This is a genomic window from Thalassospira sp. TSL5-1 (assembly GCF_001907695.1).
GTDB lineage: Bacteria > Pseudomonadota > Alphaproteobacteria > Rhodospirillales > Thalassospiraceae > Thalassospira.
In genome coordinates this window covers 307,270-332,702 of record NZ_KV880638.1, presented here as the reverse complement: position 1 = coordinate 332,702, position 25,433 = coordinate 307,270, and the positions used below count along the sequence as shown (strand labels likewise).

Genomic DNA, 25,433 nt, shown 5'->3' with positions numbered 1-25,433 from the left:
GCAGTCATTCAGATTGTCATACGAGCCCGGCCTGCCCTGGCAAACCGGCACATAAGATTAATCAGGCAAAGCTGGGCAAAAGGTCATCAACATAACCATGAATGGCCGATGATTTCAAAAGGGCCTTTACCGCTGCAATATCCGGGGCGAAATAGCGGTCCCGGTCATAAAAGGCTGCAACCTCGCGAACCGAAGCAATCACCTTTTCCAGCGCGTCGCTCGACGTCATCGGGCGGCGAAATTCAATCGCCTGGCAGGCGGCCAGCATTTCGATTGCCAGAATACCATTCACGTTATCGGCAATATCGCCCAGACGACGCCCGGCAAAGGTTGCCATTGAAACATGGTCTTCCTGATTGGCCGATGTTGGCAAACTGTCGATCGAGGCCGGGTGGGCCAGCGTTTTGTTCTCCGATGCCAGGGCGGCTGCCGTGACCTGGGCAATCATGAAGCCCGAATTCAACCCGCCATTTTCCACCAGGAAGGCCGGTAAATCGACCATTGCCGGGTCAATCAAAAGCGCAATGCGCCGTTCGGAAATCGCCCCAATTTCCGATGCGGCAATTGCCAGAATATCGGCGGCAAAGGCGACCGGTTCGGCATGGAAATTCCCGCCCGACAGAATATCGCCCTGATCGGGAAAAATAAGCGGGTTATCGGTCACGGCATTGGCTTCGCGTTCCAGAATGACGGCTGCATGGTGGATCTGATCCAGGCACGCCCCCATCACCTGGGGCTGACAGCGCAGCGAATAGGGGTCCTGCACCCGTTCACAATCAACATGGGATCGGCGAATTTCGGAATCGGCCAGCAATTCGCGATATTTGGCCGCGACCGCAATTTGGCCCGGCTGGCGGCGCAGTTTGTGGATACGGTCATCAAACGGCGTATCGCTGCCCTTGGCGGCATCCACCGACACCGAACCGGCCAAAACGGCAGCGGCAAAATTATCCTCGATGGCAAACAGGCCGGAAAGGGTTAGCGCGGTTGAAACCTGGGTGCCGTTCAACAGGGCCAGGCCCTCTTTCGGGGCCAGGGTGACACCCTCTATTCCGGCCTTTGCCAGGCCCGCCATTGCGGAAATGATCTGTCCCTCATGGCGCACGTCGCCTTCGCCAATCAACGCCAGGCTCATATGCGCCAGCGGTGCCAAGTCGCCCGATGCCCCGACCGATCCCTTTGCCGGGATCAGCGGATAAATACCGTTGTTAAACAAGGCGATCAGCGCATCAATCACCAGCGGACGCACGCCCGAATGACCTGCGGCAAGGCTTGTGACCTTGAGCGCCAGAATCAGCCGCACAACCGCATCAGGCAGTGCATCGCCCGTACCCGTGCAGTGCGACAGCACCAAATTGCGCTGCAAATCGCGCAGGCTGTCTTCATCAATGCGGGTTTTTGCCATCAGGCCAAAGCCGGTATTAATCCCATAAACGCTTTTGCCGCGTTTCAGCACCTCTTCCACAGTGCCCGCGGCAATGGCAACCCGTTCGCGGCAGGCATCGTCAATATCGATCTGCACATTGCCAGCGGCAATTTTGCGCAATTGGGCCAGTGTCAGTTCGCCCGGTACAAGCTTGATCGTTTCCATGATTATTTCACCATCGGCAGGTTAAGGCCCTGTTTGCGGGCACCGTCAATTGTAATGTCTTCGCCAGCATCAGCAGAGCAACACCCCGCGCGGTTTCGGGTCATGGGCCGTTTTTGATGCAATATGTATATACAAATTTATAAATCGACTTTTGTCAAGCGGGCAAAGGAAAAGGATTTCCTGTTCTACACGGCGGATTATTGCGATATTTTTGACAGTTCAGGGCCGAACAGGTACATAAAAACATCTATACATTTAACAAAATCAAGGTTAGCTGTTACAGCCGGTTGCCGCTTTGGCAACGGTACAAAACCAGACATGACGAAAAAGGCCCGTTCCTTGACCCAGGATTTGCCCGCAACACTGCCCGCTACCAGCCTGACCCTTGATGGCAAGGGTCCGCTTTATGACCAGATCAAGCGGGTGCTGGCGCGCAATGTCATTTCCGGGTACTGGCTTGCCGGGCAGCAGATCCCGACCGAAATGGAACTGGTGGCGGTTTTTCAGGCATCCCGCATGACGGTCAACCGCGCGCTCCGCGAACTGGTGGCCGAAGGGGTATTAACCCGCACACGCGGGGCGGGCACCTATGTTGCCGATCGCAAGGCACAATCACCGATTTTGGAAATCCGGGCGATAGAGCGCGATATTCTGGCACGCGGCCATCGCCATGATTGCGACATCATCACATTTGAAACGGTTGAAGCCGATGCCAGCCTTGCCACCCAGTTTGGGTTAACATCCGGCGCGATGCTCAGTCATTTTATCTGCCTGCATCGCGAAGAAGGGCTGCCCGTCCAGATCGAGGATCGCTGGGTGAACCTGGCCGCTGCCCCGGCCTTTGCCCGCCAGGACTTTCGCGATATTACGGCGGCGGCCTGGCTTTTGGAAAATGCGCCTTATTCCGACGCCCAGCACCTGATTGAGGCCATTGCCGCCGATAACATCACCGCCAAACGGCTTGATATTGCCTATGGCGCCCCCTGTCTGGTGTTGCACCGGCGCACCTGGTTTCACGGCACGCCTATTACGGTGGCAAAATTCATTCATCCCGGCGAAAGCTATCAACTGGGCGGGCATTTTGCCCCCAGCCACCCCAGTGATGGTTAAGAAACAGCGAACCAACGGCTTTGCCTAAAGAACACTGCCAAACACAGACAGAGAGTTGTCGACCAGAATGTCCTGATATATTGCTTAAGCGCACTAAGCTCCCTAAAGCCCCTTACGCGACAAAACGGATATTTCATGCCTGATAAAACTGCACAATCCGGCAAAGAACTGCCGCAGACAAAAGAGCATGAACACAATACGTCCTTTGCAACGCAGAACATACCCGCCCCCGGCACAGGCAATGGCTTCATGAGGCAGCTCGTCGCATTTTTATATCGTTATCGTTTTTTGTGTTTGATGTTATGGGCGCTGGCAATGGTCGCGATTGGCTATGCCGGGATAGAACGCCGCTTTGCCGTGACGGATAAACACAATCTCGATAAATTTGTTCATGTCGGCGTGTTTGCCGCCATGGCGTTTTGGCCGATCATGGTTTGCGGCTGGCGAAAAACCGGTCTTTTTTTCGCGCTGCTGGTTATTTTAGGTGCCCCAGGCCTGGAACTGATGCAGGCCCATTTTGGCAATGGCCGCATTGCCTCCCTTGCGGATATGACAGCCAGCCTGAGCGGTGCCGCCGCCGGAATGGTATTGGCAGCCCTGGTGCGCCGAACAGGCTAACGCCTCACAAAGACAGAACGTCAATCCTGACGCAGCAGCCAGACTCGCAACCAGCGGGTGACAAAGACGTGAAAATTTTCTGACGCAACATAATCCGGCAGAATTTATATCGTTCAAAATCTCTATATCATTTCAAATACTTACCAAAAATATCGGCAAATCAAACAGATCATGCTCATTTGAATGACATGATAGCCGAGATTTTGCTATTCTTTTGGACAGTTCCATTTCTCTTGTCAGCTTGCTAGGCAAAGCGTTAACAGAGTTATACGTTTGACCAGTTTCGGGACACTGGTGCAAAGGGTGAATACTGCTTTTGGCAGCAGACAGATCGTGCAAAACGCTTAACAGGCTTACAGGGACGAGGGCTGGCAGATTGCGGGGTGCAACTTGCCAGATTTTAACAGGGGGAATGCTGGGTGTTAACACACGGCAGAAATCAGGCAATTTTACGCGACCTTTTTGCGCTGGGCGATGTGCTCGTGCTGCTGGTGGGCGCGGTTATTGCCTCGCTGCTGCGGTTTGATACCTTTTTCCCGACCGACGATTTTCTGGTTCCGACCTTTATGGCGCCTTTGCTGTATCTCATGATCATGATCATGATCCGCGGCTATCAGACACTCAACCCCGAAACCATGCAGATCGGCCTGTTCCGGTTACTTACCGCACAATTGGGCACCTATGCGCTGATGCTGGTTTTTGCCTATTTTGCCAAAGTATCAGAGGATTTCTCCCGTCTCTGGACCGGCTATTCGCTTTTGGCCGGTACCGCCCTTTTGATCGCACTTCGGATCGGCGTGTTTGTCTGGCTGCGGCGCAAGGGCACGGCGGGTCATTTTCGCCCGCGTGTGGCGCTCATTTGCAGTGCGCCGGAACCGCTGATTATTTCGCAATTGCGCGCCCGGGCCGAAAGCCACAGCTTTAATATTATTCAAAGTCATCGCATTGTGCCGGGCATCTCGGGCCCACAGGCCAGCGAAAGCCTGCGGGATGCCCTGCATGGCATGCGCGTCGCCCAGCCCGATATTGTGGTAATGGCGGTAAATTCCAGCGATAAAATCCGCTATGCCGATATTCTCGACGATGTCGGGGCCATTTCATCGGATCTGGTGGAAATTTCCGATTTGAATGAAGGCCAGGCCGGGGACGTGGCCAGCGAATGGATTATTCTCGCTGGCCTGCCGTTTTTACGTCGGGCGATGCGGCCCTTTGGCGCACGCGGATGGTGGGTGAAGCGGCTGGAGGATATTGTGCTGGGTACGGCCGCACTGGTCATTCTGTCCCCCCTCATGCTAACCATTGCGATTGCCGTCAAGGCGACCAGCCGGGGGCCGGTATTATTTGCGCAGTTGCGCCACGGCTTTAATGGCGAGACAATCCGGGTGATGAAATTTCGCTCCATGTATGTGGATAAAATGACCGATACACCGGAAAAAGTGCAACAGGCGCGGCGCAACGACCCGCGCATTACGCCGCTGGGCGCGTTCCTGCGCAAAACCAGCCTGGACGAGCTGCCACAGCTTTTTAACGTGCTGCGCGGCGATATGTCGCTGGTCGGCCCGCGCCCGCATGCCACGGCCCACAACGAGCTTTACCGCACCCGCATCGACGGCTACTTCGCCCGCCACCGTGTAAAACCCGGCATCACCGGCTGGGCCCAGGTCAATGGCTGGCGCGGCGAAACCGACACCGACGAAAAAATGCGCCAGCGCGTACTGCACGATATGTATTACATCCAGAACTGGTCCCCGTGGCTGGATATGCGAATTATGTTTTTAACCTTGGTAAATGGGTTTGTGCATCGAAATGCGTATTAATAATAAAAATAATCTTAGCAAGATAAAATGACCCAAAAAGTACTGACCGTATTTGGCACTCGCCCGGAGGCAATTAAAATGGCGCCACTGGTACAAGCGCTGGCAGTTGATTCGCGCTTTAACGCCAGGGTTTGTGTTACAGCGCAACATCGTGACATGCTTGATCACGTATTACATCTGTTTGACATCACGCCAGACTATGACCTCAACATCATGAAACCGGGACAAAGCCTTAACGATATAACCACTGCGATCTTGCTTGGCATAAAACCCGTACTCGAAACCTTCAAGCCGGATCTCGTGTTGGTCCATGGTGACACGACGACCACTTTTGCGGCCTCGCTTGCGGCATATTATCAACAAATTTCGGTGGGCCACGTTGAAGCAGGATTGCGAACGGGCAATATTTACGCACCTTGGCCGGAAGAAGCCAATCGCAAACTGACAAGTGCCGTCACCCGCCATCATTTTGCCCCCACAGCAACTGCCAAAGCAAACCTGCTAGCAGAAAATATTCCCGACCAACATATTCACGTAACAGGTAATACGGTTATTGATGCGTTGCTTTGGGTTCGCAACAAAATTGACCGGGATGCGGCGTTAAAAGCCCAACTGGCGACCCAATATCCAATGATCGACCCGGCAAAAAAACTGGTCCTGGTTACTGGCCATCGCCGGGAAAGTTTTGGCGAGGGCTTTGAACACATTTGCAATGCCTTAAAGGATATTGCCAAACAACACACCGATTGTCAGATCATTTATCCGGTTCATCTCAATCCAAATGTGCAGGAACCAGTTAATCGTCTGCTTAAAGCAGTGGGAAACATTCATCTAATCCCGCCACAGGGTTATTTACCATTTGTTTATCTGATGACCCAGGCCACCCTGATACTAACAGATTCTGGCGGTGTACAGGAAGAAGCCCCCTCATTAGGCAAACCCGTACTTGTTATGCGGGAAACAACAGAAAGACCGGAGGCCGTGGCAGCCGGAACCGTTAAATTGGTAGGAACGGACGCAAATACCATTACGACAGAAGTAAATAACCTGCTGACAGACGAAAATGCCTATCGACACATGACGCTGGCACATAATCCATACGGAGACGGCAAGGCTTGCCAACGCATCCTTACTTCACTGCGTTAACGAACCAGGTACGCGCGTAAGCTCCAATCGCAAGGAAGAACTATGCAATTCAATACCGTATCCGTAATTGGCCTTGGCTATATCGGGCTACCCACGGCCGCTGTATTTGCATCACGCAAAATCAGGGTGATTGGCGTCGACGTAAACCAGAACGCGGTCGATACCATCAATCGTGGTGAAATTCATATTGTGGAACCTGACCTTGATATGGTTGTGCATGCAGCCGTAACCGAAGGTTACCTGCGCGCCACCACGTTGCCAGAACCCGCTGATGCTTTTTTAATCGCCGTGCCAACCCCTTTTAAGGGAGATAATCATGAGCCGGATTTATCCTATATAGAGGCCGCCACCAAAGCAATTGCACCAGTCCTTATGCCCGGAAATCTTGTTATTCTCGAATCAACCTCGCCCGTCGGTACAACCGAGAAAATTGCGCAATGGCTCGCAGAAGCGCGACCAGATTTGACCTTTCCACAAAGCCAGGGTGAAAATTCGGATATTCGCATCGCCCATTGCCCGGAACGGGTATTACCCGGTCAGGTTCTGCATGAACTGGTCAGGAATGATCGTGTTGTGGGCGGCATGACACCAAAATGCTCTGCTTTGGCATGTGCGCTATATAAAACTTTCGTGCAGGGCGAATGTGTCGTCACCAATGCCCGTACCGCCGAAATGGCCAAACTAACCGAAAACAGCTTTCGCGACGTGAACATTGCCTTTGCCAACGAGCTATCGATGATCTGCGACAAACTCGACATTAATGTCTGGGAGTTGATCTCGCTTGCCAATCGTCATCCACGTGTCAACATTCTTCAGCCCGGACCCGGCGTCGGCGGGCATTGTATCGCAGTAGATCCTTGGTTCATAGTACATAGCGCACCAAGTGAGAGTAAATTAATTGAGACGGCAAGGAGAGTAAACGACGGAAAAAAAGAGTGGGTCTCAAAAGACATAATACGAACAATTAAAGTTTATTTAAAAACAAAAAAAATAAATGACCATAAGAAAATAACAATATCATTTCTCGGAATAACATTTAAACCGAACATAGACGACCTCAGAGAAAGCCCCCCTTTGGAAATAATAAAAAAAGTATCAGAAAATTTTGACGGCACAATAAAAGTTGTGGATCCTAATATTTCAAATGAAAAAAATCCATTCAACACATCAACCCTAACAGACGCAATAAAAAATTCAGATATAATAATTGAACTAGTTAACCACAGGGAGTTCTCTGAAATAATTACAAAACCTCAAACAAAATTCAAATCATATTGCCGGCACATAAATAAAATAAATGAAAAAAAATGATAAATATAAAAAAAATCACAGCGCCACTTCTATTTCTGCTTTTCTTCTCGGCGCAAGTACTTTTGTCTCAAATAAAAAACGAAATATCTTGGGGGTACTACGCCACAGATATAACAAAATATTATGGTATATTTTTCATATTCATCACATCATTAATAACAGGATACTACATATCACCTAACATTACAAAAAAAATACCTGCAGATCATCATGAAAGTATATCTTTTTCACGACTGTACTTCCTTGTCGTCTTTAGTCTGCTGTTCATTTTTTTAAAAATATATATCCTTGGCGATATCCCATTAACAAGTAACAACCCTTTAATTAGATCAATTGGTCAAAACTTAGGTGGCCTAATAGATTACCCAGCTCGGCTTATAACTCTACTCGCAATACTTTCATTTTACGCCTACCACCGAAACCTAGCAAAGAAGGTTATCCCTATTATCATAATAGGTTATTTGTTTAATTTATTAATGCTGAACAGATCTGAACTTTTACTTATGACCTTTTCTATGTTTGTCATATTTATGTTTGACAAAAGAATTAAATTTTATAAATTTACGATTTATTTCTTTCTTTTATTATTTTCAGCTTTCTCTATTATCTCGCTTCTTGCGATTATAAGATACGGATCTCAAAATATCGGGAGTGGACTATCATTATTACAATTATCACTTTGGATTATTCATGGAGATTTAATAGGAGCTCTAAATTTTGGTTCGTTTGTAAGTGACATAGCGGGGCACCAACAACTTAACGGAAGATATACATTTGGCGAGTATTTTTCTATTATAAACCCATCATACGGCCACCATGGATCTGATTATTTAAGAGACGTATACCTGCCATCACGACTAACAGCTCAATCAGTAGCGGCCCCATTTAACTATTATCTAGACTTCGGGGTAAGCGGCGTCATAATTATCACACTCGCAATGGGCGCTGTATATAAAAATTTAAGAATAGCATTTTTAGAAAACAAATCTCATATTCTATACATATTGTTCCTATATTTCCTATACAACTTATACCTCTCAACCAGGAATGGGTTATTGCCGACGCCGCCAATGTTTGTATATTATTCAATGGCGCTGTTATTTTGCTTTAAAACAAAAAAAGATTCTATTGTATCTAAAATAAAAATGATTTCTGACGTGGCTTTCGTTGCAACATGGATCGTCAGCTTTTTAGGTGCAGTCACACGTGTTTAAAATTTCATTTCTCATTTCAGCAATTACAAATTTTATTATTGTAATATCACCAGGTTTTCAACGTACAATTCCAAGCATTCTTGCGCCGAGCAGCGAGCTCGGCACAACTACAGTTACTCAATATATTTTAGGGTTAACTATAGCAAGTTTAATTGTAACAACAACAGCTACGTCGATGGCTAACGTATTATTCTCCAGAGAAAAATCAATCCGCCAAGGCACATTTTCATTCATTTGCGCAGATTATTTAATCATATCATTATTAATATCAACAGCATCAGAAACACTAAAAACAATACTAAAACTAGAAAACACTTACCCAATAGAACTTTGGGCAATAACTTGGGGATTTTACCAACTATCCCGAACTTACCTAATATCAAATCAAGAGAAAAAACTACTCGTAACACTTGAGATTTTCGCAATACTAATATTTACAATTTTGTCAATAACAACGCATACCTATTCAATAAAAAAAGACTACATTCTACTTATCCCAGCAATATCTCTAACACCTTTTATATATATCACGTTTATGAAATACTCTACCCGTTCGAAGGTCAATAGATTAGAATACGTACAGTACTCTTTATCAAACATATGTAGTCTCGGTCCGCTAATGTTATCACCAACATTAATTTCAATTTATGGAGCTCAATCGAGTATCATTATATTTTCCGGGCAACTAGTAATGGTCATCAGTGTTGCATCATTAAGCGGCCGGTTACTGTCAAATATATATCTTCCCCAAATGGCAAACTGCTCAGGATCAAAAAAAACAAAAATTTTCAATGAGTTCCGAAATAAAAACTTGAAGTGCACTGCGTTAATCATCCCATTTTCTTACACTTTAATTTCAATTTTCTTCCATTATCAGAAAGGAAATTTTCCAGAAAACGGGTACATTTATATTTCTTTGTGCCTCTCATGGTTCTTCTTTTCACAATTACAGCTTCCCTATGCTAATTATTTGGTTTCTGCCGGAAACTCAAAACTAATACTAAAATCCAATGCGTTATCTTCCATATTGTTTTTTTCGCTGATTGGCGGTACATATTTTTATTCACCAACTCCAACAATGATATTTTTTTCTCTTCTTCTGTCGGCAGCTTTTCGTTTTGCCTATAGCTCTTGGCATATAAAAAATATTTATTCCCTATGAAAGCAAAGAAAATTAAACCGGAAATTAATAAAACTATAAGAGTACTACACATAGGCCCGTCCATCTCAAGCTTCGGAGGGATTTCTCAAGTACAACGCAACCTAAAAAGTTACTTCCAGGAGGAAGAGTCAGATGTTCATCTTTCCTTTTTAGCCACAAAAAACGACACAGCCTTATATAAATCAGTGCACATTTTTATATACTCTCTAATAAAAACTTTTATTCTTTGCGCGTTCCGTAAAGTTGATATTGCACATATACACCTTGCATCACGAGGTAGCTGTTATCGGAAAATTTTAATTTCCTACATATGTCGCATAACTAATACCCCATATATAATACATTTACATGGTGGTGGGTTTTCGATGTTTTTTCAAAAATCTCCCCGAATGCTAAAAAAATCCATCCAAATATTATTCGAAAAAGCGAACATAATTTTAGTTTTATCAAAAAATTGGGGCATTTGGGTAGAGGATAATTTTTCAAAAATAGAAGTCAGAGAACTAAATAACGGTGTCCCAAACCTTGCACTTCCAGCGTCTACTCACCAGGGAACCAATATAATTTTCTGTGGTACAACGTCACAAAACAAGGGACTTGATACACTAATTAAATCTTTTATTGAAACCCAAAAAAAAATCCCGAATATGAAGTTAAAAATTTGCGGCGGAGGAAAAGAAAAACGTTTCTACCAAGAAATGGCCCAGGAATTCGAAAACATAGAATTTTATGGCTGGATTTCGCCTGAAGACGTTCGAAAGCACATGTCATCAAGTGATATTTTATGTTTACCGTCTTATAAAGAAGGCCTTCCTCTCTGCATTCTAGAGGCAATGAATGCTGGTCTTCCGATTATTGCGTCAAATGTAGGATCCATTCCGGAAGCTGTTGTTAATGACAAAAATGGCTATCTAATTGAACCCGGCGACACACAGGCTTTGACAAGAAACTTAATAAGTTTGGCCAAGAATCAAAAACTACGTACCCAAATGGGGGTTCAATCAAAAACTATGTATGAAGAAAAATTTAGCATCTCAAAAATGGCCGAAAAATTGGTAGAAATTTATCAAGAATCAATTAAAATAGACGATAGAAGCTCCAACTAAATTATGAAAGATATTTTTCGACATGACAGGATGTGAAATCACCATACAATGGTGAAAAGACTTCCGAGTATTGTCAACTGCTAAAATACCAATATAAATTAATTTATTCACTGATAATACACAGAGAATTTAAATGAGAAAAAAGATCGATATCAATTTTTTAATTTCCACTACTGCATCTTACCTTCCCAAAAAATTTGTTTTCGGGGAAAGTTACAGACGAGCAATGAAGATTAACGATGAGTTCTTAAAAACATCGAATAAAAATAAATACATTGAAGAGTATACTTATAAAATCCTAAAAAAAACTTATCAGAATGCAAAAAAATGCGTATTTTATGAAAATTATGATTTCAACTCACCACATACTGACCTTCCATTCATCGATAAAGACATTGTAATAAAATCAAAAGAATCCATTATTACCAGCAAAAAAAATGCTGACCTTATGACAACAGGTGGAACATCTGGAAAACCATTGTCATTTTATATTGATAAATCACGAAAGGGTTGGGAATGGTTTTGGATGACAAGCGGCTGGGAAAAATCTGGATACTCAAAAGAAATTTCATGGAGAGCAGTTTTACGAAATCACATTTTAGGAGAGAATAATATTGAAGTAGATCCCTTGCTTCGGCAAGTTTGCTTTAGTAATTTCAACCTCACGAAACAATATTTATTAAAAATAACAGAATATATCGAAAAAAATAAAATTCAGTTTATTCACGCATATCCAAGTGCAGCGTTTATTTTATCGAAGTTTTGGCTTGAAAGCAGCAAAAAACCGGAAAATGTGAAGGCATTTTTATGTGGAAGCGAAAACATCCTCATTCCGCAGAAAACCCTGATCCAAGAACAACTTGGTCTACGTATGTTTACATTCTATGGACATAGCGAGAAATTAATCTTAGCACACGAGGGAATTAAGTGTGAAAACTATCACTCTAATCCATTCTATGGGCACGTTGAAATCATTAACTCATTTGGAAGACCAGTAAAAACCCCGGGAGAATTCGGCGAATTAGTCGGAACAGGATACATAAATACCAAAACGCCTTTTATTAGATATAAAACAGGTGACTATGCAGAATTTGTCGGAATAACTTGTCCTGATTGCGGTCATATTGGATTAACATTTAAAAATGTAAGAGGCCGTTGGAACGGGGATAAAATTTATCTTTCTGACGGCACGACAGTCACAACTACTGCTCTCAATCTACATGATTCTATCTATTCAAAAATAAATGGAATCCAATATCATCAAAATCATATAGGTCATCTGAGCATTCACATCGTCCCAGGGTATCGATGGAATGAGAGCGCAAAAAAACAATTAATTGATAATTTCAATAAAAAATTATCTGGAAAAATGATTATATCTGTAAAAGAAGTAGATGAATTGGAACTGAGCATGAATAGAAAATTTCAATTACTCATTCAAAACATATCAAAACCATGAAACAAGTTACCCAAACCCTTCGCACAGGCATTATTGAAGTCACTGACGTCCCGGTCCCTACCCTGACAGACAAATTTGTACTGGTTCAAAATAGTGTCTCTATCATCAGCGCTGGCACCGAAAAAACTAAGATCGACATGGGAAAAAAGAGCCTGTTGCAGAAAGCAAAGGCGCGCCCAGATCTGGTCAGGCAGGTAATCAGTAAGATCAAGACGGAAGGACTCAGAAAAACACTTCAAACCGTCACTTCACGTCTGGATGCCCCTTCACCGCTTGGCTATAGCTGTGCAGGTGCGGTGATCGCTGCCGGAGGTCTGGTTGAAGGGTTACAACCAGGTGATCGTGTTGCGTGTGGTGGTGCTAATTATGCAAACCATGCGGAGTTTATCACCGTACCCAAAAACCTGATTGTCAAAGTACCAGAGAATGTCAGTAATGAAGAAGCAGCCTTCACAACTGTTGGCTCCATCGCATTGCAAGGCGTACGCTTGTCCAAACCGCAACTGGGAGAAACATTTCTGGTTGTCGGCCTGGGCTTGCTCGGACAAATCACTGTTCAGTTACTCAAGGCCAATGGTTGTCAGGTCATTGCGACTGATCTGGATACATCGCTAATTAAGAAGGCCGAATGTTTCGGCGCCATTGGTCTGGTAGCCGGCACAGATGCCGCAAGTGTCTGCAGAGCGATAACAGCAGGACATGGTGTGGATGGCGTACTCGTATGTGCAGGTAGTTCCAGCAATTCCATTATAGAAATGTGTGGTGAAGTTACCCGCGAAAAGGGACGTGTGGTGGTCGTTGGCGCCGTACGCATGGACATTCCACGCGAAAATTATTTCAAGAAAGAAATCAATGTAGTTATTTCCCGATCTTACGGGCCTGGCCGCTATGATCCCTTCTATGAAGAAAATGGTAATGACTACCCGCTAGCCTATGTACGGTTTACCGAGCAGCGCAATATGGAAACCTTCCTTGAGCTGGTCTCACAAGGGAAACTAGACGTCAAAAGCCTGATTACACACCGTTTTCAGGTAAAAGAGGCGGCTAGCGCCTATAATCTAATCGAAGGCACCAAAACGGAACCTTATCTCGGTATCTTGCTACAATATAACCCCGAGTCCTACAGCAATACTGACTCATCTCGTATTGCAATCAAACCTGCCACCGTTAGTGGCGACAAGATTAAACTTTCGTTTTATGGCGCAGGAAATTATGCAACCGCGAGTTTGCTACCCCCCATGCAGGCTAATGGCAAAGTTAGTTTCGATGGATTGGTAACAGCCAGCGGCCGTTCAGCCAAGGGTGTTGCCAAACAGTTCGGCTTTGTTTTTTGTGCAGCACACTTTGATGAACTGCTTCAGAACGATAGCGACGCAATCGTCATTGCAACACGCCATGATACGCACGGACCTGCCGTTCGCGATGCATTACTCGCCGCCAAACATGTGTATGTTGAAAAGCCTCTGGCAATGCATATTGATGAGTTAGCAGAGATCCATACCGCCTACAACAAAAGCAGCAAAGCCCAATTAATGGTGGGTTTTAATCGCCGCTTCGCGCCCGCTACAAAGAAAGTCATCGAACACTTTAGCGGCGTACAAAGCCCGTTAGTGGTCAATATTCGGATCAATGCGGGGTATATCCCTGCCAATCACTGGAGTCAGGACCCACAAGCAGGCGGGGGCCGCATGATTGGCGAAGGCTGCCACTTCATCGATCTGGCCTCGGCACTGGTTAGCAGCAACGTGAAAAGCATATATGCGATCGGTAGTAGCAAGGCTGAAAAATCTGCCCTGCTAAATGACAATTTGTGCCTTGCTCTATCCTTCACGAATGGTAGCGTAGCGAATATCACCTACACTGCCGACGGTTCCAAAGCGATGGCAAAGGAATATATCGAAGTATTTGGCGGTGGGCGTTCGGCTCAGATAAACGATTTCAAGGAAATCTCGTTGTTTAAGGGAGATACGCACAAACAAAAAATAAAGCTGGGAGTGCAAGATAAAGGTCAGAATTCGATGATCGCGACCTGGTTAGAAAGTTTACAGACCGGTATCGCGTGTATCGATTACGACTGTTTGATGGCAACCAGTTTGGCAACAGTGATGGCGGTAGAATCGATGACAATAGGCGCACCCATGCAGGTTGATCAGAGTGTCTTCGATGCTCCGAACTGAGACAGACCTTCCAAGCCTCAATCGAGATCTTCTGGATGACATCCGGGCGGATAACTATGCCGGATATGATCCCTTTGATTCTCTGAACAGTCGCGTGCTGCAAGCAACACCGCTTAAGCATAGCGCGTTTGCACGTCTGGCCTGGCTGCAATTAAACAAACGATCACCGGTCAATTTACGTCCTTTCCTGATGGTCCCGAAAAAACGCAATCCCAAAGGAATAGGTCTATTTATCTCCGGATTGCTACAAGACTATCGCCGAACCGGCGACGGCTTTTATCTGGAAGAAGCCCGTCAACTGGCCGACTGGCTGCTAACACAAAATAGTGACATCGCTCAATGGCACCATAGCTGCTGGGGGTATCATTTTGACTGGCAGGCACGTGCTTTTTATGTGCCCGCAGGCAAACCCAATATCATTACCACAGTCTATGTGGCGCGTGCATTGTATGAACTTGGTGAATTGATTTCCGACCCTCGGTTAATCGAGATAGCACTGGATTCTGCCCATTTCATTTCCAGGCACCTCTATACCGAAACAGATGAGCGTTGTTTTTATGCCTATATCCCGGGCGAAAATGCATTTGTACATAATGCCAGCCTGTGGGGGGCTGCGTGGTGTGCTTTTGCCGGACGCCAGCAAAACAATGATGCATTGGTGCAGCAAGCCCTGAAAGTGGCCCGGCTATCTGTGTCAGAACAGGCAGAAGATGGCTCGTGGATGTATGGGGCCCGCCACCATCATCAGTTTATTGATGGTTTTCATACCGGATATAATCTTGAAGCGCTTTGCATGCTGCGCGATGTACTAGACAGCAATGAATTTGATTGCTGTATTGAAAAAGGATACCGCTATTATGTTAGTACATTTTTTGAAGCCGACGGCACCGCAAAATACTATAATCACTCAACTTATCCGCTCGACATGCACAGTTTCGCCCAAGCGGTTTTTACCTTGCTCAAGGTAGGGAGCCGACCTGAAGACAGGCTACTGAGTGACAAGGTCGTACAGCGTGCAATTAACCTGATGTATTTGCCCCAAAAAAAACAGTTTATCTATCAAAAGTCCCGATGGATTACGAACAGGATTAACTATATCCGCTGGACACAGGCATGGTCCTATTATGCGTTGGCATTTTACAACCATCATGTAGCTGCCACAGAAGGACCCTTTCTTATCCGCGAGAAAACCCAATGAACAGGATTGAGCTTCTCAATTGCCCGATGGACGTTGCCAGCATGGGTGAAACCGTTCAACGGATCGACGACGCCGTTGCCGTTAATCACTTTACCCAACACGTAGTAATCAACGTCGCCAAAATTGTTAATATGCAGAAGGACCCTCAACTAGCTGCATCGGTTCGCGAGTGTGACATCATCAATATTGATGGCATGGGTGTCGTACTAGGCGCACGAATATTGGGACATGATGTGCCAGAGCGCGTCGCAGGGATAGACCTGTTCCATGAATTACTAAGGATGAGTGCACGCAAAGGTTATTCCGTCTATCTGCTAGGTGCACATGATGACGTCGTAAGTGAAGCAGCAAGACGGGTTAAAACACTATATCCAGACCTTAAACTGGCAGGTTATCATCACGGCTATTTCTGGGATGATGAACAAGCAATGGTCAACAAAGTGCGCGCATCAGGCGCGCAGTTACTGTTCGTTGCCATTACCTCCCCCAAAAAAGAAAACTTCATAAATCGCTGGCGGGAACAGCTCGGTGTAAGCTTTGTTATGGGGGTAGGTGGCACCTTTGATGTGGTGGCGGGCAAGGTGAAGCGCGCGCCGATTTGGATGCAAAAATCGGGCCTTGAATGGCTGTTTCGCGTCATTCAGGAACCCCGCCGCATGTGGAAGCGGTATCTGGTCACCAATAGCAAATTTGCCTGGATGCTCTTGAACGAAAAACTAAAGCAGTTACTACAAAAATCCCAGACCTAAAGTAATCCGAAAATATCAGATACAACAAAAACCGGCCTGATATTTGTGTTGTGGCAATAATATCAGACCGGACCTCACATTAACCAAACAGTTTCAGGTCATATTCCCGGTAATTGCCCTGCAGAAAAGCCTGCCAGGTTTTGTGAATTCCTTCCTCAAGGCTGTATTTTGGCTGCCAGCCCAAAAATCTGGCTTTTGTTGAGGTAAGAAAACGTTCTGCCACCCCGGCAGGCATTTTTTGCAAAAATTTGACCTGTCCTTCAAACTCCACAATATCGGCAACCTTGTAAACAAGCTCCCGCAACGTAATGCTGAAACCCGCACCAATATTCACCGGGTAACATCCCTTTTGACGCTTGATAACGGTAACAACCGCATCGGCGAAATCATCCACATAAATAAACTCGCGGACTGCCGTGCTAAATCCCTGCAATATCATATACGGGGCCTTGGCCTGCTTTGCTTCTTCCGCCTCGCGGATAAAGGCGGGCATCACCCGGCCTGACAGCCGATCAAAATTATCCCCCGGTCCATAAATCTCGGCCGGAATAATAGTGGTAAAATTTGCATTATATTGCTGATGATAAAACTCGCACAGCTTCAGAACAGCAAGACGCGCCATCGCAGAAGATTTATAGGAATCATGAAGAGGACCACTCATCATTGTTTGTTCGTTGGTCGGCACATACGCCATTGCCGGGTAAATATGCGGTGCCGCAATATTCACAAGTTTGCCCACCCCGGCCTCATATGCGCCCCGCACCAAATGCATACCAATGGCCAGGTTTTCATACATAAATTCCACCGGGCGGTTACGGTTGGCAATGGACCCGCCGGACTTACCCGCCGCAATAATCACAACATCAGGCTTTTCCTGTTTCAACCATTCCATAACCGCCGCCTGATCCAAAAGGTCCAGCTCGCTGCGGGTGCGGGTTAAAATTGTACAATCTTCCTGCTCCAACCGCCGCACAAGCGCCGAGCCAACCATGCCACTATGACCGGCAACAAAAACACGTTTACCTGCAATATCGTAAGCCATTAATTGTATCCCTTTACGGACAGCAAAACACAACCAGCCACCAGACGCATGCCCTGCACCCGGTTTGGTTAACGTCCTGCAATGTTGCGGAAATAAAAAATCCACACCGAAATGGCCAACGGGCGCACGTCGTATGTGGACAGACTAATTGTAAGCAAAACGGGTCTTATACCCGTTTTCTATGAAGACAACTCATTAAGAACGGACTGGGACAGGTTCGGACAGGTTCGGACGAGTTGGGACGGGTTAAAAACAACGGCACCATGCGGCCCGTCTCGCAAAAGGCAAGGGCGCGATAAGCCAGCCCCCCAAGGACTGTATTAATCAGTTTCGATCAATACATTTTGCTCTTGTTAAAAAAGAAACGCTTTAATCCCACCGCATTTAATATCAGGCCGGGCATAACCTGAAACGTTCATTTTTCATGTCATATTCCCGATAATTGCCCTTAAGAAACGCGTCCAGCGTTTTACGAATCCCCATTTCAAGGCTGCATTGCGGATACCAGCCAATAGACCGTAATGTCTGCCCGCAAAGGCGTCGCTCCTCGCTGCCAGCTTGCGTTTTGCGCAAAAATTTAATCCGCCCGTCAAACCTGACAAGATCGGCAATCATATAGCCTAGCTCCGCGAGCCTGACACCGAAATTAAAACTGGTCGCAATATTAACCGGGCCCTTGTAACCATAATATTTCAGAAAGGTAACAATGGCATCGGCGCAATCATCAACATACAGGAATTCACGTACTTCCGTGCCAACACCCGAAAGCTCCATATGCCCTGCATTGGCCTGCTTTGCTTCCACTGCTTTACGAATAATCGCCGGAATAACCCGGTTCGAAAGCGGGCCAAAATTATCCCCCGGCCCATAAACTTCAAACGGAACAACAGTTCTAAAAGAAACGCCATATTCCCGATGATAGAATTGACAGAGTTTCAAGGCAGAAAGCCGTACAGCAGATGAGGCTTCACATGAACGGTTAAGCTGTTCGCCCGTAATCCCCCGCTCCAACGTCGGTAAAAACGTATCTTCGGGGCAAATATACGGGCCAGCAATGTTAATCAGCTGTTTCACCCCGGCCTCATAGGCGCCGTGTATAAGGTGGCTGGCTATGGCAAGGTTTTCATACATAAAATCCTCGCCACGGCTCAAATTGGCAATTGCCCCGCCGGAATTGCCCGCCGCAATAATCACAACATCAGGTTTTTCCTGCATCAGCCACGCTGTCACCGATGCCTTATCCAAAAGGTCCATTTCGCTGCGCATGCGGGTTAAAATTGTACAATCTTCCTGCTCAAACCGGCGCACAAGCGCCGAACCAACCATGCCGCTATGACCGGCAATATAAACCCGCTTCCCCGTAATATCGTATGTCAACCAGGCCATCGTTTATATCCCTTTACAGACAACAGGGCACGACCAAACACCGGACGCATCACCTGCGACCGGTTCGGTTAATACCCTGTCATGTTGCGGAAATAAAAAATCCACACCGAAATGGCCAGCAGGCGCACTTCGTGTGTGGACGAAAGTTCAAAAGCAAATTACGGGTGCAACAACAACCATCCATTAGGATAGGAAAAGAAGAAACCGGAATTTATTTTATATCACTCCAGACATAAAACCGCTTGGCAGAACATACCAATTGGTGTTTTCGCAAATATCAGGGGCGTGATCTTCCTTTTGTATCAACAATAATCCTGGCATAGCCAAGCCCCGCAACAAACACCAATGCCGCCCCCATCGCTGGCATCTGAATGCTAAAATCTGTCAGGGCATGCAGCCCCACAATCGTCAGGGCCGAAACAGCCGTTATTAAATAAGCCGTATCGTGCGCCTTTAAAAAGGCCCCCTTCACAAGCCCGAAAAAAATACAGACAAAAGCACACATAATAATGACAAGGCCATAAAGCCCGGCGCCAAAATAAAATTCCAGATAACTGTTATGGGCAAGGCTCCAGGTTAAACCGCTTAAAGGCAAATCCTTAAATGGCCGAAAACCGGGTTCAAAGGTTCCATAGCCATACCCTGTAGATAGCGCCTGTGTGCCAGCAGCCGATACGGCATCATAAAGATGCAAACGAGTTTGCTGATCCCCTTCAAGATACCCAAACCGTTTTTCCAATCCGCCACCACTAATGGCAAACCCGCCCACCGCCAGCAAAACCGCCCCGGCAATCAACCCGTTACCAAACCGGACCGGTAAAATTCGGGCAAAGCGCAGTCCCAGCAGCGCCACAAAAACCCCGATCATCCCGCTCACAAACCCGGCCCGCGAATGCGTAAGCATCAGGGCCGTGCCGGTGGTCAGCACGCCAACCAGCGGCAGCCAGGCGCTGACCAGGGTGCCATCGAGCATTTTCCGCGCAATCTGGCGGGAGGTGCCGCCATCGCGGAAATCGCGGGCGAGGATTTTAACCAGATAAACCAGCGAGGCAACCAGGCCGATCGCCGCATAGGTCGCATAGCTGTTGCGGTTAATAAAGGTACTGGTCAAATCGCCGCGATAAGCGGTTTTGTGATACCACAGCACCGTTTCCCAGCCGCCGAAATACACCACCAGGCCATAAACAGCGTAAGCGGTCGAGACCAGGACAAAGAATTTCAGCATCAATGAGGCATTTTCGCGCCTGCGGCCATAGCGGGCCGACAACCAGAACACCCCGGCATAGGCCAGCAGCACCATCAGCGCATCCCATGTCAGGTCCGGGGCGATGGTCACACGCGGGGCGAGCGGAATGCCCAGTTGCGCACTGGCCTCTGCCCAGATGGGGTGGGCAATGGCGGGCACAAGGCCGGGGGTGGCCTGCACCACAATCCAGGCGACAACGATGAAAAACAGGATCATGGGGATTTTAATGCGGGCATAAAACCGCCGCTCTCCCTCTGGCGGGGAGATCAGGCAGGCAATGGCATCAAGCACCACCAGAATACCCACCCACAAAGACAGCAAAGACCACGCCCAGGGAAGATTACTGCCATAAGGCAAGGGTGCCAGCGCAACCAGGGCGAGCAACCCGAAAAACACAAAGCGGCGTAACAGGCGGGCCAATTTCTCCTCCCCAATTCTTGCATCCGCAGGTGCAATATCCCCGGCACCCCACCCTGCCTAATTACCGCCCTTGCGCGCCCGCGTCAGCAATAAACATAAATTTATGCCAACATCATCGCCTATCGGTTGCTGCAAGGCGCAAAATTCCGTATAGCTAAGCAATAAATCCGGGTTTGGGACAACCCGGGACCAAGGGATATAAACCGGGGGCCAGTTTGAGCAACTCCACCACTTCGCCTTCCACCCCTGCCCATACGCAGGCGGAAGAAAAAAGGTCGCGACTGAAATCGCTGACCAGCAACTTCACATCCAACAGCGACAGTGACGAAATCGACCTGCAGGAATTGCTGCGCACGCTGTGGCGGCGCAAAAGCGTCATTTTCTCGATCGTTATCTTACTGACTGTTCTTGTCACGCTGATCGTCTTTCAAATCGCCCCCAAATATACTGCGGCCAGCAATGTGATTATCGATGGCCGGAAAAACCAGGTTGTCGATATTGAAAGCGTCATGAGCGGTGTTTCTTCCGAAATGGGCGCGCTGCTCAGTGAAGTGGAAGTCATCAAGTCAAGCTCGCTGATCCGCCGGGTGGTGACGGACCTGAACCTGGAAAAAGACCCGGAATTTAATGCAGAGCTGCGGCCCGTCCCCTGGTATAAAACGCTTTTGAATCCGGAAACCTATATCAGCGAGGATTTTCTGGTCTCGATCGGTTTAAAACGGCCCGAGGTTTTGCTGAGCGAAACCGAACAGGCCGAAGAGCGCACCAACCGCGTCATCAATACTGTCAAAGAACATATGGATGTCAGCATTGTTGGCCGCTCGCAGGTGATCGCGATCAGCTTTACCTCGACCAATGCCCGCAAGGCCGCCCTGATCGCCAATACCATTGCCGACCAGTATATCGTCGATCAGCTTGAAGCCAAGTTCGAGGCCACCCGCCGGGCCACATCCTGGCTGAATGACCGTTTGGCCTCCCTGCGTGAAAAGGTCCAAACCTCCGAAGCTGCTGTGCAGGCCTATCGGGAATCAATCTCGAACCAGGTCGGTCAGGGCTCCAAGCTGACCGAACAGCAGATTTCCGAGCTGAATTCCCAGTTGATCCTGGCCCAGGCCAACCGGGCCGAGGCCCAGGCCCGCCTTAATCAGGTGCAGCGCCTGCTCGGCAATTCTGCCGACCTGTCCTCGGCGGCCGAAGTTCTCAACTCACCATTAATTCAGCGCCTGCGCGATCAGGAAGCCGAACTTCTGCGCAAGGTTTCCGAGCTTGAATCAAAATATGGCGACCGTCACCCGGCCATGATCAAGGCCCGGGCTGAACTGGCCGACCTGCGCGTTTCAATTGAACGCGAAGTGCGCAAAATTGCCCAGAGCCTGAAAAACGAGGTCGGTGTGGCCCAGGCCCGTGTCAGCACCCTGCAACAAAGCCTCAATAGCCTGGAAAGCAAAAACAACACCCAGAACCAGGCGGAAATCCGCCTGCGCGAACTGGAACGCGAAGCCACTGCCAACCGCCTGCTTTATGAAAACTTCCTCAACCGGTTTAAGGAAACCAACAGTCAGGAAGATTTGCAGCAGGCCGATGCCCGCGTCATTTCGCGCGCCGAAGTCCCGGTGGATCCTTCCGCGCCCAAAAAACAGCTGATCATCGCCGTTGCCTTTGTCGGCTCCATCTTCCTCGGTGTGGTTCTGGTCTTTGTGCTTGAACAGCTTGATAACAGCTTCCGCAGCACCGAACAGCTTGAACAGCTTGCCGGGGTGCCAGGCATTGGCATGATCCCGCTTCTGACCGGGAACCTGCTGGGCAAAACGGATGTCGGGCGTTTCCCCACCCACAAGCCCGGCTCGGCCACAACCGAATCGGTGCGCAGCCTGCGTACCTCCCTGATGCTCTCGAACGTCGATAATCCGCCGCGCATTGTTGGCATCACTTCGACGGTACCCTCCGAAGGTAAATCCACCCTGGCGGCCTGGCTGGCACAGGTCACATCCAATTCCGGGCAACGCACGCTTCTGGTCGATTGCGACCTGCGTCGTCCGACCGTGCATAAAACCTTTGGGGCCGATAACACCCACAGCCTGGTTGAGTTGCTGGCCGATGAATGCACAATTGACCAGGCCATCAAAAAGGATGCCGAAACCGGGCTTTACCTGCTCCCGGCCAAAGTCACCCAGGCCAACGCGCTGGATCTTCTGTCCTCCAGCCACATGCAGAAAACCCTGATGGCGCTGCGCGAACATTTCGATTTCATCGTGCTGGATGCGCCGCCAATCCTGGCGGTGTCCGATTCCAAGGTGATCGGGCTGATGGCCGATAAAATGCTGTATGTCGTCAAATGGGACAGCACCCCGCGTGGACTGGTCAAGGCGGGGCTGAAAGAATCCGCCGAAGCCGGGATTGACCTTGCCGGGGCCGTTCTGACCCAGGTGAATGTCAAAAAACACGCCAAATATGGTTATGGCGATTACGGCTATTATTATGGCCGTTACAAAGACTATTACGCCAAGGGATAAGGATGCGCCTTCTCTCAAAGCGCAGGCTTCCTGCGATAATCGGGTTGCTGGCGGGAACAGGGCTGCTTGTTCTCGCCATTCCCCATACAATGGCGGCCATGCTGCTTGCCCTCGCAACGCAGCAATATACCTATCTTGCCAATCCAAACACCACCGATGCCACCATCGATGATCTGTATGAAACCACGATGGATGCGATTGACTGGGTACCAACCTCAACGGCCTGGACGCGCATTGGCTATATCGAAATGGAACGGGCCAAACGGGCCACAACGCCAGAACGCGCGACACAGCACTACCTTCTGGCAGACAACGCCTTCACAACAGCCCTAACCATCTCGCCGATGGATACCTATACCTGGGTCAGGCTTACCTTTACCCGCCTTAGAACCGGCGGTGCCGCCGATGGTTCGGCTGTTGCATCCCTGCGCATGTCGCTTCTGACCGGCCCTTATGAACGCAATATCGCGGTAAACCAGATCAGCTATGCCATGACCCTGTGGTCACAGCTTACACCGGCAGAGCAGGAAGATATCCGGGGAAAAATCCGCTGGATTGATACGCTGGAACATCGCGATCTGGTAAATCTCGCCAAACGAAACCTTGAAACAATCCGGATCACGGTGGAAGCCATGAGCACCACCCAGGAAAAGCAATTTAGCCGTTTCATCCTCGACATCAACAAACCGGACTGAACTCTTTCCGATACCATATTTACAAGAATGCACCGTCCTTTATCGCGGAACATGCTAAAAAGCGCCAGCGGGCTCAACCGTATTCTATAGCGATGCCCTGTCACCAAAGCGTCACACGGCAACTATTACGTGCATTGACTGAATGAAATATTCAGTCAAACCTTGTATTTTTGGTCCCAAATTTTACCAAATGTCCAAAAATTATCTATGCTGCGATTCTCGAAAAACCGCCAACTTGCGAATCAATCAGATGGCGTGGTCCTCAAACCTGTACTTTAAGACAGATTAAACCGATCTATTGATCACTCACCAATACGTAGTACCACAAGTTATGTTGCATATTGGCAACAGGCTTCATCCGTTCTCATCCTAAATCACGCAAAACGTGCAATATTGTTTGCGTCCAACAGATACCTCCCATAGATTTATCCTCACGGATAAGGGTCAAAAAACAGGCTATCCATGCCTTGTTACCCATTGGGGACCGAGCAAAGCGCACGTAAGGGAGTCGCTGGAACATGAAGATGATGAGCAAACTTGCAGCCGTCACGGCACTGGCCGGTGGCATGCTTTTGGGGGCCTATGGCCCTGCGATGGCACAATCTGCCGCTATTACACCGTCCACTATTGCAACGCTTCAGGCTGCAAGCTCCTCGCCGGATGCGCTTGCGACAACCGTGGCAACACTGGTCAGAGCTAATCCCAACGCAGCAGCGACCATCGCCGCTGCCGCCGCCAAAATTAATCCGGCCGCCGCAGGTCAGATCGCGGGCGCAGCCGCTGCTGCCGCCCCTGGCACTTCTGCGGGCGCAATCGCCGCGTCTGTTGTTACGGCTGTCCCAAGCGCTGCCAATGACGTGACCACCCAGGTTGTCACAGCCCAACCGGATCAAGCAGCACAGGTCGCCGTTTCGGCCACCAAAGCAGGCGGCACAGATGCCGATCCTGCCGCCATTGCTGCGGCTGCGACGCAGGCGGCCCCTAATAGCGCCCTTATAATTGCCGCATCTGTTTCGCGAGCAAACCCTCAAGCCGCAAGCCAGATTGCAAGCTCGGTTGCCGTTCAGGCCCTGGCCAGCGGATCAACGGCAACGCCGGGAATGATCGCGGCAGTATCCGCCGAGAGCGCCGGTATTACCCGAGACGAGGTTAATCGCGCCGTTTCAAATGCAACAAACATATTTGTTGCAAACGTTGCGATCCAATCTGCGGGTTCGGACAATGGCCGGCTGATTAACTCAATTGTTAACCAGTCAACAACGACGGTTGATGCCGCCGATAGTGACGTTGCTGCCGCAGATACCGCCAACAACCAGGCTGAACAAAGCACGGAAACCGCCGAGGCAAACCAGGAAACCGGTGGTGATGTCGGGGAAACCGATACCACGGACGACGAAACTGCCGCTGAGCAGGATAGCGAAGCTCAAAACAATGCGAGCGATGACCAGCCGCAGAACCAGAACTGATCTGGTC

18 protein-coding genes are annotated in these 25,433 nt (G+C 48.3%); 14 read left to right on the top strand and 4 right to left on the bottom strand.

Annotation, left to right across the window (positions count from 1 at the left end; genetic code table 11):
• Window positions 1-61: 61 nt before the first annotated feature.
• Window positions 62-1,597, bottom strand: a complete 1,536-nt coding sequence (gene hutH, locus LF95_RS11050) for a histidine ammonia-lyase (protein ID WP_371440830.1) — start codon at window positions 1,595-1,597, stop codon at window positions 62-64.
• Between the two features lie 312 nt (window positions 1,598-1,909).
• On the opposite strand from hutH, the gene hutC reads away from it, so the two are divergent.
• The 11 genes from hutC to LF95_RS10985 all read left to right on the top strand — a co-directional run bounded on the left by hutC (window position 1,910) and on the right by LF95_RS10985 (window position 16,658).
• A complete protein-coding gene (hutC, locus tag LF95_RS11045; protein ID WP_073955204.1) occupies window positions 1,910-2,701 on the top strand; it encodes a histidine utilization repressor in 792 nt (263 codons plus the stop codon).
• A 135-nt stretch (window positions 2,702-2,836) separates the two neighbouring features.
• A complete protein-coding gene (locus tag LF95_RS11040) occupies window positions 2,837-3,319 on the top strand; it encodes a VanZ family protein (RefSeq protein ID WP_073955203.1) in 483 nt (160 codons plus the stop codon).
• 419 nt (window positions 3,320-3,738) lie between these two features.
• Window positions 3,739-5,136 (top strand): undecaprenyl-phosphate glucose phosphotransferase, encoded by a 1,398-nt coding sequence (locus LF95_RS11035; protein WP_073955202.1) that lies wholly within the window; start codon window positions 3,739-3,741, stop codon window positions 5,134-5,136.
• 27 nt (window positions 5,137-5,163) lie between these two features.
• Entirely contained in the window at window positions 5,164-6,282 is a 1,119-nt protein-coding gene (gene wecB, locus LF95_RS11030) for a non-hydrolyzing UDP-N-acetylglucosamine 2-epimerase (RefSeq protein ID WP_073955201.1), read from the top strand.
• Window positions 6,283-6,324: 42 nt separating this feature from the next.
• Window positions 6,325-7,593 (top strand): UDP-N-acetyl-D-mannosamine dehydrogenase, encoded by a 1,269-nt coding sequence (gene wecC / locus LF95_RS11025; protein ID WP_073955200.1) that lies wholly within the window; start codon window positions 6,325-6,327, stop codon window positions 7,591-7,593.
• A complete protein-coding gene (locus tag LF95_RS11020; protein ID WP_073955199.1) occupies window positions 7,590-8,807 on the top strand; it encodes an O-antigen polymerase in 1,218 nt (405 codons plus the stop codon). The genes wecC and LF95_RS11020 overlap by 4 nt, the downstream gene beginning before the upstream one ends.
• A 1,527-nt stretch (window positions 8,808-10,334) precedes the next feature.
• Window positions 10,335-11,075 carry a glycosyltransferase family 4 protein gene (locus LF95_RS11005; protein ID WP_073955196.1) on the top strand — a complete coding sequence of 247 codons (741 nt, stop codon included), beginning with the start codon at window positions 10,335-10,337 and terminating at the stop codon, window positions 11,073-11,075.
• Window positions 11,076-11,208: 133 nt separating this feature from the next.
• Entirely contained in the window at window positions 11,209-12,534 is a 1,326-nt protein-coding gene (locus tag LF95_RS11000; protein WP_073955195.1) for a phenylacetate--CoA ligase family protein, read from the top strand.
• Window positions 12,531-14,711: a bi-domain-containing oxidoreductase gene (locus tag LF95_RS10995; protein ID WP_073955194.1), complete on the top strand. Its 2,181-nt coding sequence runs from the start codon at window positions 12,531-12,533 to the stop codon at window positions 14,709-14,711. Before LF95_RS11000 ends, LF95_RS10995 begins: the two co-directional genes overlap by 4 nt.
• Window positions 14,689-15,909, top strand: a complete 1,221-nt coding sequence (locus tag LF95_RS10990; RefSeq protein ID WP_305790985.1) for a YyaL domain-containing protein — start codon at window positions 14,689-14,691, stop codon at window positions 15,907-15,909. Before LF95_RS10995 ends, LF95_RS10990 begins: the two co-directional genes overlap by 23 nt.
• On the top strand, window positions 15,906-16,658 hold the full coding sequence (locus tag LF95_RS10985; RefSeq protein ID WP_073955192.1) for a WecB/TagA/CpsF family glycosyltransferase: 753 nt from the start codon (window positions 15,906-15,908) through the stop codon (window positions 16,656-16,658). Before LF95_RS10990 ends, LF95_RS10985 begins: the two co-directional genes overlap by 4 nt.
• Before the next feature lie 79 nt (window positions 16,659-16,737).
• Here the strand turns inward: LF95_RS10985 and LF95_RS10980 are convergent, their stop codons facing one another.
• The 3 genes from LF95_RS10980 to LF95_RS10970 form a co-directional block, all read right to left on the bottom strand.
• Entirely contained in the window at window positions 16,738-17,700 is a 963-nt protein-coding gene (locus LF95_RS10980) for an NAD-dependent epimerase/dehydratase family protein (RefSeq protein WP_073955191.1), read from the bottom strand.
• A gap of 390 nt (window positions 17,701-18,090) precedes the next feature.
• Complete coding sequence (locus LF95_RS10975; RefSeq protein WP_073955190.1) at window positions 18,091-19,086, bottom strand: NAD-dependent epimerase/dehydratase family protein; 996 nt, start codon at window positions 19,084-19,086, stop codon at window positions 18,091-18,093.
• 277 nt (window positions 19,087-19,363) lie between these two features.
• Complete coding sequence (locus LF95_RS10970) at window positions 19,364-20,752, bottom strand: O-antigen ligase family protein (RefSeq protein WP_073955189.1); 1,389 nt, start codon at window positions 20,750-20,752, stop codon at window positions 19,364-19,366.
• A gap of 215 nt (window positions 20,753-20,967) precedes the next feature.
• Between LF95_RS10970 and LF95_RS10965 the strand changes: the two genes are divergently transcribed.
• The 3 genes from LF95_RS10965 to LF95_RS10955 all read left to right on the top strand — a co-directional run bounded on the left by LF95_RS10965 (window position 20,968) and on the right by LF95_RS10955 (window position 25,426).
• Window positions 20,968-23,265, top strand: a complete 2,298-nt coding sequence (locus LF95_RS10965; protein ID WP_073955188.1) for a GumC family protein — start codon at window positions 20,968-20,970, stop codon at window positions 23,263-23,265.
• Between the two features lie 2 nt (window positions 23,266-23,267).
• The gene (locus LF95_RS10960) at window positions 23,268-23,960 is read left to right on the top strand and encodes a hypothetical protein (protein WP_143182014.1); all 693 of its coding nucleotides are present in this window, start codon (window positions 23,268-23,270) and stop codon (window positions 23,958-23,960) included.
• 524 nt (window positions 23,961-24,484) lie between these two features.
• Window positions 24,485-25,426, top strand: a complete 942-nt coding sequence (locus LF95_RS10955; RefSeq protein ID WP_143182013.1) for a hypothetical protein — start codon at window positions 24,485-24,487, stop codon at window positions 25,424-25,426.
• Window positions 25,427-25,433 lie beyond the last annotated feature (7 nt).